The following is a 378-nucleotide window of genomic DNA, read 5'->3' on the forward strand; positions in this document are numbered from 1 at the left end:
TGCCCCTTATGTGGGTGTTAGTGGCCATATGAAAATGGAGACAGCAGTGGAAATAGATGAAGATAAAATCGATGAAGCGGCACTTGCTCTGTTTTACCTTACTCTGCACGACAAGTTAGGTAGGGCTTGGAAGCAAATAGATTGGAGTATCACCGACCGACTTTATGAAAAAGGTTATATTCACGACCCTGTTGGCAAATCAAAGTCTGTTGTTTTAACTGAAGAAGGGCTCGCCAAATCAGAAGAGCTATTCAAAAAGTTATTCGTCAAAAGTGAGTGAGTATTGTGCGCATAACTCAGCTGTTACTCTAGGATGTATCAGCGTGGCAACTAACAAGCCAATTAACGCACTCACTTCGTTCGCTGGGACGCATACAC

Annotated in this window: 1 protein-coding gene; it reads left to right on the plus strand. The window is 43.1% G+C overall.

The window, feature by feature from the left end; translation table 11 throughout:
* Positions 1-28: 28 nt before the first annotated feature.
* Entirely contained in the window at positions 29-280 is a 252-nt protein-coding gene (locus tag ACX5KA_RS12650) for a DUF6429 family protein (RefSeq protein WP_458731319.1), read from the plus strand.
* Positions 281-378: the final 98 nt, after the last annotated feature.

This window comes from Alteromonas alvinellae (assembly GCF_902705805.1).

Excerpts from the sequence above, each read along its gene's own strand:
- ACX5KA_RS12650 (WP_458731319.1), top strand. The coding sequence starts at position 29 with ATGAAAATGGAGACAGCAGTGGAAATAGATGAAGATAAAATCGATGAA.